The following is a 7,170-nucleotide window of genomic DNA, read 5'->3' as shown; positions in this document are numbered from 1 at the left end:
GCAGAGACATGTGGGAATCTATTGGCAACGGCGACTTCCCTGAGTGGGAACTAGGTGTACAGGTGTTTGATCAGCAATTTGCTGATGAATTTGAATTTGATGTTTTTGATGCCACCAAGCTTATACCTGAAGAGCAAGTACCAGTGCAAATTGTTGGTCGTATGGTGCTTGACCGTGTTGTAGACAACTTTTTTGCAGAAACAGAGCAAGTAGCATTTTGTACTCAAAACATTGTACCGGGGCTCGACTTTACACCTGACCCGCTACTGCAAGGTCGTAACTTTTCATACTTAGATACTCAAACCAAGCGTTTAGGTGGTCCTAACTTTACGCATATTCCGGTCAATGCGCCTAAATGTCCAATGCGTCATTTTCAGCAAGATGGCCACATGGCAATGCACAATCCAAAAGGGCGTGTTAATTATGAGCCAAACTCATGGAGCGGCGACGAAAACAACCCGCGCGAATGCCCAGTACATGGCTTTAAAAGCTCAAAGGAACCTGAAGTAAGTGGCGGTGATAAACTGCGTTATCGCTCAGAAACATTCAGCGATCATTACAGTCAAGCTCGTCAATTTTATTTAAGTCAAACAGAGGTAGAGCAGGCGCATATTCAATCTGCGTACGTGTTTGAGCTGTCTAAAGTTGAGCATTTGCCAATACGAGAACGTTTGGTATCGCACTTGTTAAATATTGACGAAACCCTCGCAAATAAAGTTGCCGAAGGACTTGGCTTGCAAGAAATGCCAGATCCGGCAGAAGCTGCTACGCCGACACGTAAAGACTTACCTGTATCTGATGCGTTAAGTATTTTGAAAAATGCGCCCAACACCTTCAAAGGCCGTAAATTAGGTATTTTAGTAAGTGATGGCTTTAATGCAGAAATTTTCAATTCGGTTACCAATGCACTTAAAAGTGAAGGTGCAAACTTTGAAATTATTGCCCCGCAAGTTGGCGGTGCTAAATGCAGTAAAGGTAAGCACTTTAAAGCTGATCAGGTTATTAATGGTGGTCCATCGGTTTTATACGATGCGGTACTTGTACTCACCACCGAAGATGGAGCTAAAAAACTAGCTGCCATAGCAGAAGCTAAAGACTTTGTAAGTGATGCGTATGCACATATGAAATTTATAGGCTTTACAAATGAGGCTAAGCCTTTATTTAAAGCGGCAGGCCTTGATGGAAAAGTAGATGATGGTTGGATAGATTTAGAGGCACATTCAGCCGATAAATTTATAAATACTTTGCGTAATTTAAGATATTGGGAGCGTTAGTAAGCTCAATAATTAAAAAACCACAGCATGTAATTGTTGTGGTTTTTTTTAGCTCACCTAGTTAAGGTATTAGTTCAAGCCAACAATAAATATTGGATATATTATGAAGCTTAATGGCGCTTGTCACTGTGGCAAAGTGGTATTTACGGTCAACTCAAAACACCCTTATCCTTACAATTTATGTTACTGCTCTATATGCCGTAAAACCGCAGGGAGCGGCGGGTTTGTTATTAATTTAAACGCGCAATACAGCACGCTTGAGGTTACAGGGCGTGAACACATAACTATTTATCATGCAAAAACAGGCGATAAAATCAGCCCTGCAGAGCGTCATTTTTGTAAGCATTGTAGTGCTAACTTGTGGTTATACGATGCACGTTGGCCTGAGCAAGTTCATCCCTTTGCTGGTGCAATAGATAGTGAGTTACCCATACCGCCAGAGCGCACTCATTTAATGCTTGGTAGTAAAGCAAATTGGGTAAATGCGCCCATTAATGAAGGTGACAAGCAGTTTGAAGAATACCCTGATGAAAATATTGCTGCTTGGCATAAGCGTTTAAACCTCGAAAAGTAACGCAATTTTTTGTATGAGCTAAGCTTAAATTTAGGGGCAATTAAACGCATATTTAGTTAATTAAATATTAAAAATCACAGCGTAAGTAAAGGAGAATATTATGGCAGTCTCAGCAATACCAAAAGGGTTTCATTCAGTTACACCTTATTTAATTATGAATGACGCACAAAAAGCGATAGATTTTTATTGTGATGCATTTAGTGCTGAACATGTAATGCAGATGCCTTTACCTGATGGTGGAATAGCCCATGCAGAAATAATAATTGGTGATTCGCATATTATGCTTTCAGATAATGGTTCTGAAGAGCATTTAAAAAACCCAAAAGAACTCGGTGGTACAGCGCTAAGCCTTATGCTTTATGTTGAAGATGTTGATACCGTGTTTAAAAAAGCAATTGAGCTTGGTGCAACAGAAATAAGACCCGTACATGATCAGTTTTATGGTGATAGGACCGGCACACTACAAGACCCATTTGGTCATATATGGATCATTGGTACACATAAAGAAGATGTTAGTGACGAAGAGTTAAATAATCGAATTGGGAATATAACAAATCAAGAGCAAGACGCATAACTAGCGAGTGTTAACCTTTCGAGGTTAAATTTACGGCAGCGTGTTGGTGTTAACAAAGGTAAATAGTACTAGGTCATACTGGACTTGTGTTGTTTAGTTACTTTTTACAAACTTGCGATAGCAACTTATAAATTTCAAACGTGCAGTGCCCGAAAGACTCTGCTAAAGGGCAATTAAATTATCGTTAGATTGAATGATTTTCAATCTTCAAAGGCCAGCACGGTCTGATGATCTTGTATCTATTGCAAATTAAAAAGCCGTAGTATTACTACAGCGGCTTTTAAATTAGTGGGTCCGTAATAAATTTTTAAGGCATCAACTTAATACGGATAAGCCCTAAATTTGTTTATCTATTAAGTTTCTTATTTCACTAAGGGTGGTTTCTTTAACTATTTTACCGTCTTCAAATACGACTTCCAATAACCCTTTTGCCTCTTCTTGTTCAGTTACATCATCAAATAAGGTGAGCTCGTTATTTACTCTGTCTATTTTTAAGAGTCCTTTTGCCGACTTTTTCTTTGAGTCAGTTTTTGGATCTTTAAAAATAGCCAAACGTTCACCAGCTTTAACTACGCTAGTTGCTTTTACAGCAGAACCATGCGTATCACGTGTTACGTATTGGTAGCTGTAAGAGCCAATACCAAGCACTACTTTTGATGCAAACCCTTTATCCATGAGGCGTTGTAAAATTTGGCGCTGACGGATTAGTGTTATTGCGTCGCCGTAAATAGCGCCAATATGATCATCAAGCAGTTTATAACCTTTTGATGTTGTTGTACCGCCAAATATATCCCATAGGCATTCTATAAGTCCTTTAACTTCACATTCCATCAGTTCAATGGTGTTGTTATCTTCAAGTCCATAATATTGACCGTTAAAGCGATATGCCTCAAAGCCATTTAAAATAGCCTCTTTTTCAGCCTCTTTTTGTGTTTCAAATAACTCTTTGTAATCAGATACCGGTGAAACTTTGTAGCCCGTTAATACTTTAACAGGGTCGCCTGAGTCAGGGCGTATAACTAGGGTGCCATCGCGCGCCATTATTTCGCTTTTTAACTGAGGCAAGTAGTCAGTAACAAGTGTCCAAAAATCCCATGTGTCAGATACAACACTTAAAATCCCTTTTGGTGATTGCTCTTTCATTAAGTACTTAAAAAACTCTATTTCACCTTCCATAATCCATGAGCAGGTAACCGAGTGTTCAGTTGCATCAACAGAGCTGCCAACTAGCTCTTTATCTACATTTGCTCCGTAATATTTTTCTGCAAATAAAACAGCGGGAATGGTATCTGTGCCTACTAGCCCTGATGCTAGATGGCCAAAGCCACTCATTGCCGCAGCGTGTTTGCCAAACATACCTCTAAAGCTAAAGTCATGCCCTTGAAACGGCACAAATTCCATAGGCATTCCTGTTTTTTGTGCAAATTCTTTGAATACTTTTAAATATGCAACAGAAGTTGTAGTACTGGTTTGTATTGGCCAGTTTTCACAGCTCAATACTGTTTCAATCATATTTGTTAACCATTGAAAGCCAGCTTTAGTATTTACTATCGTCATAGGAGGTACTAAATAAGGGACTAGCGTTCCTTCCGGTAATGCTTTAATTTTTAATGGCAAGTAACCTAAATCGTGTAAGTCTTCTAAATACTTTACATCAACTGTATAGCCAAGCATTGAGCTCATAATACGTTTGTGATTAGCAACTGCGGTTTCTTTATCAGCTTTAAAAAACTCACTCCATTCTTCTAAAAGATAACTTTTAATAAAGTATTGAAGGCCAACAAACGCAACTTTATCGTTATTTTCTATATTGCTAAGTTTTCCGCTTCTTGATGTGAAGTTTGCATAAACCTCACTTACGTCAGGATGATAAGCGCGGCTATGGAATTCTTTATAAACATCTTTTTGCATACTTGCAGCTGTAATAGTCATGGTGTTTTCCTTACATCTCAATTATTTGTAAACTAATAGTGTTACTATTTTTAAACTCATTAGCCGGTTTAAACGAATCTGTTGTATAAATACGGTCTATCAGGCCCTCAAAAACATCAAGCCCCTTTGAAAAAATACCGTGAGTAATAAAAAGAGAAATTTCAACCGCGCCATTACTTTTTAGTACCTTGGCAAGTTCGATAAAGGTTCTTCCGCCGTCACAAATATCATCGGCAATAAGCACGCTTTTACCTTTAACATCGCCAATAATTTCGGTTTTAATTATTTCGCCTGTTTTTAAGTTCCTCACTTTTTGAGCTTGTATAACCTCAGGTACGCCATTGAACTTTTCTGAAATTTTAATGGTTTTTTTACTTGCTCCCGCATCTGGAGAGATGAGTGTTAATTCGCCTTGCAAGAGTCTTTGGCTTAGTTCTTCAGAGCGCTCAAGTAACGAAATTTGTTCAACATTGGTTACCTTATTAATTAAAGCTGGGGATACATCGCTATGGGCATCCCAAATAGTAACCTTTGAAAAATTTAAGCTATTAATAAAGTTAGCCATAACAGCAGCGCCTAAAGCTTCTCCTTCAACGCAAACACGGTCTTGGCGTGCATAAGGAAAGTAGGGAATAACAAGTTCGATAGGCGTTCTGTCATTTGTTAATCTTTTTAACGCATCTACAGCAATCATTAATCTAACCATTTTTGAAGAGGTGGTTAGTCGTTCAAAAATCTCTATTTTTATAGAGCCTGAAAAATTAGCGGCGTTAAATCTGATATGCTCTTCACCACCAGAAAAAGTGAAATTTTCATAATCAACTAACGATTTACTTCCTGTTGAGTCATAGCTAAATACTTTCATTTTTTGTCCTTTTAATGTTTGTGTCCTAGCGACACAATTAAATTATCAAATATTCCTATAGTAATCAAGTTATTTTTTAAACTAACTAGCTGAACTTGTGTATTGTCTGTAATTTTACTGTAGGTTGAAATTGAGATGTGTTTAATCTATTGTGTCACTAAGACATTAACCTTGCATGGGTATGCAATGACTAATCATTACGATATTACCGAATACAAAAACCCATTATTTACAGTCGACAGTGTGTTATTTACTGTTAAGAATGACGCTCTAAAAGTACTGATGGTTAAGCGAGCGAACGAACCTTTTTCTGGTCGATGGGGACTACCAGGTGGGTTTGTCGACGTAGATATTGACGATAGCGTGAGTATGACTGCGCTTAGAAAACTTAAAGAAAAAACCAGTGTAGCGCCTCAATATTTAGAGCAGTTACAAACATATTCTGGCATTAATCGAGATCCGAGAGGGTTTAGTGTCACTTTGGTGTACTTTGCATTAATTGCAGAGGCGCAAGTATCAACCCACATAGAAACAGTTGATGATGCGAAGTGGATTGATGTTGAACAAGTTAATGATTTACCAGTGGCTTTTGATCACAAGTATATTATTGAACAAGCTAAAGCGCGTTTAAAACAAAAAGCGTTGTACTCAATGGCGCCGGTTTATTGTTTGCCAGAGCATTTTACCGTAGGGCAATTTAAGTCAGTCATTGAAACCATTATAGGTAAACCTGTTCAGCGTAAAAGTATAATTAGACGTATTGAAGCTGCTGACATGTTTGAAACACTGGGTGAAAAAGTTAAATCTGGAGGGCGCTTAGCGCAGTTATATAAAGTAAAAGCCGGTGTTGATATTGTAAACTTTGAACGTAATTTAAGTGTCTAGTAAATTAAATAAACGCTCTTAAAGTAATCATAAGAGCGCTTTTTTACTTCAGGTAAGTGCTATTAAAGTAAGTTCTTAAGCTATTGAAGTTATTCAGATGAAGTTATTCAGAGCTATCTGCAGTAATAAAGCCTTTTAGAAACTCACTTAACGTTTCAGCCTCGTAAATGGCACTTTGTTCATCTGCGCCAAATGATATTACTTGACCTGATGTGCCTTTGGTATTTGGTGCAAAATCCAATGCTATAAAATTCCCTCCTCCCAGATTAAAAAATGGCACCCAATAAGGGGTAAAATACATAGGTAAGGTTTTTACATTGTTTTCACTATCGGTGTCGCATAACTCTTCTTGAGTCCATTCATTATAAATAGACTGCCAGTCGCGCCACTCTTTTAAAATGCGTTGAGCATCCATAAATGCTGTATTTTCGACACCATTATGTAGTGTCAAAAACGATTTTAGTATAGCTGGGAATGCAAAGCCGGCTTCGTTTTCAAATTCAGCATAAATAGCATCGTTGTTTTTGGGCTCAATAACATTGAGGTTATTTTGTTTTACCAACGCTTTAAAATATTGTTCAATTAGTTCAAAGTTATCAGATGCATTAAGCTCAATAAATGGCGTTAAAAAGTCCGCTTTTTCTTTGGTTAACTTTTCAGCAATAAAGCTGTTTGGAACTTGGCTACAAATAAACTCTCCCATACCTTTATGAGTGAGTTCTTTTTCGTTGTTAAAAAGGGAGCGACTTGAGCTGCTATTACTTGTAAACGTATATACTTTAGGTGTTGAGGCATCGTCATTAATTGAGCTAAACCACTGATTAAATAGAGGCGTTGCTTCTACTTGCATGGTTAAAATTTCTTTGTCCTGTAAAAAAGCAATACCATACGTTTTTTCTGACGTTGGATCTGGGGTAATAATGAGTAACTTTAACGTACTCTTTGCTGTTAGATTATATATTTCTTTAAAAATAGCTTCGCTAAAAATATCCATAGCATCAAAGCCATCTAAATTTTCAAACCCTGGCAGTGTATTTATTTTTATTAAATCAAAGTTAAAATCAAC

7 protein-coding genes are annotated in these 7,170 nt (G+C 37.5%); 4 read left to right on the top strand and 3 right to left on the bottom strand.

The features are described 5' to 3' along the window. From H5072_RS07940 to H5072_RS07930, 3 genes are all read left to right on the top strand, one after another. Window positions 1-1,274, top strand: a 1,274-nt coding sequence (locus H5072_RS07940; protein WP_182693195.1) for a catalase, incomplete at its 5' end; no start/stop codon positions are given. 103 nt (window positions 1,275-1,377) lie between these two features. Further along, complete coding sequence (locus H5072_RS07935; RefSeq protein WP_182693194.1) at window positions 1,378-1,848, top strand: GFA family protein; 471 nt, start codon at window positions 1,378-1,380, stop codon at window positions 1,846-1,848. A 100-nt stretch (window positions 1,849-1,948) separates the two neighbouring features. After that, window positions 1,949-2,422 carry a VOC family protein gene (locus tag H5072_RS07930; RefSeq protein ID WP_182673298.1) on the top strand — a complete coding sequence of 158 codons (474 nt, stop codon included), beginning with the start codon at window positions 1,949-1,951 and terminating at the stop codon, window positions 2,420-2,422. A gap of 336 nt (window positions 2,423-2,758) precedes the next feature. On the opposite strand, the gene H5072_RS07925 is transcribed toward H5072_RS07930, so the two are convergent. Then, a complete protein-coding gene (locus tag H5072_RS07925) occupies window positions 2,759-4,354 on the bottom strand; it encodes a nicotinate phosphoribosyltransferase (protein WP_182693193.1) in 1,596 nt (531 codons plus the stop codon). A 10-nt stretch (window positions 4,355-4,364) separates the two neighbouring features. After that, window positions 4,365-5,219: a ribose-phosphate diphosphokinase gene (gene prs, locus H5072_RS07920; protein WP_182693192.1), complete on the bottom strand. Its 855-nt coding sequence runs from the start codon at window positions 5,217-5,219 to the stop codon at window positions 4,365-4,367. A 186-nt stretch (window positions 5,220-5,405) separates the two neighbouring features. On the opposite strand from prs, the gene H5072_RS07915 reads away from it, so the two are divergent. Then, window positions 5,406-6,104: an NUDIX domain-containing protein gene (locus H5072_RS07915; RefSeq protein ID WP_182693191.1), complete on the top strand. Its 699-nt coding sequence runs from the start codon at window positions 5,406-5,408 to the stop codon at window positions 6,102-6,104. Window positions 6,105-6,207: 103 nt separating this feature from the next. Here the strand turns inward: H5072_RS07915 and H5072_RS07910 are convergent. Continuing rightward, the coding region (locus H5072_RS07910; protein WP_182693190.1) for an SMI1/KNR4 family protein at window positions 6,208-7,170 on the bottom strand (963 nt) is incomplete at its 5' end.

The organism is Pseudoalteromonas sp. SR45-5, from assembly GCF_014163565.1.
Taxonomy (GTDB): domain Bacteria; phylum Pseudomonadota; class Gammaproteobacteria; order Enterobacterales; family Alteromonadaceae; genus Pseudoalteromonas; species Pseudoalteromonas distincta.
The sequence above is the reverse complement of the archived record's forward strand: the minus strand, read 5'-3'. Positions and strand labels throughout refer to the sequence as shown.

Excerpts from the sequence above, each read along its gene's own strand:
- H5072_RS07925 (WP_182693193.1), bottom strand. The coding sequence starts at position 4,354 with ATGACTATTACAGCTGCAAGTATGCAAAAAGATGTTTATAAAGAATTC.
- H5072_RS07930 (WP_182673298.1), top strand. The coding sequence starts at position 1,949 with ATGGCAGTCTCAGCAATACCAAAAGGGTTTCATTCAGTTACACCTTAT.
- H5072_RS07915 (WP_182693191.1), top strand. The coding sequence starts at position 5,406 with ATGACTAATCATTACGATATTACCGAATACAAAAACCCATTATTTACA.
- prs (WP_182693192.1), bottom strand. The coding sequence starts at position 5,219 with ATGAAAGTATTTAGCTATGACTCAACAGGAAGTAAATCGTTAGTTGAT.
- H5072_RS07935 (WP_182693194.1), top strand. The coding sequence starts at position 1,378 with ATGAAGCTTAATGGCGCTTGTCACTGTGGCAAAGTGGTATTTACGGTC.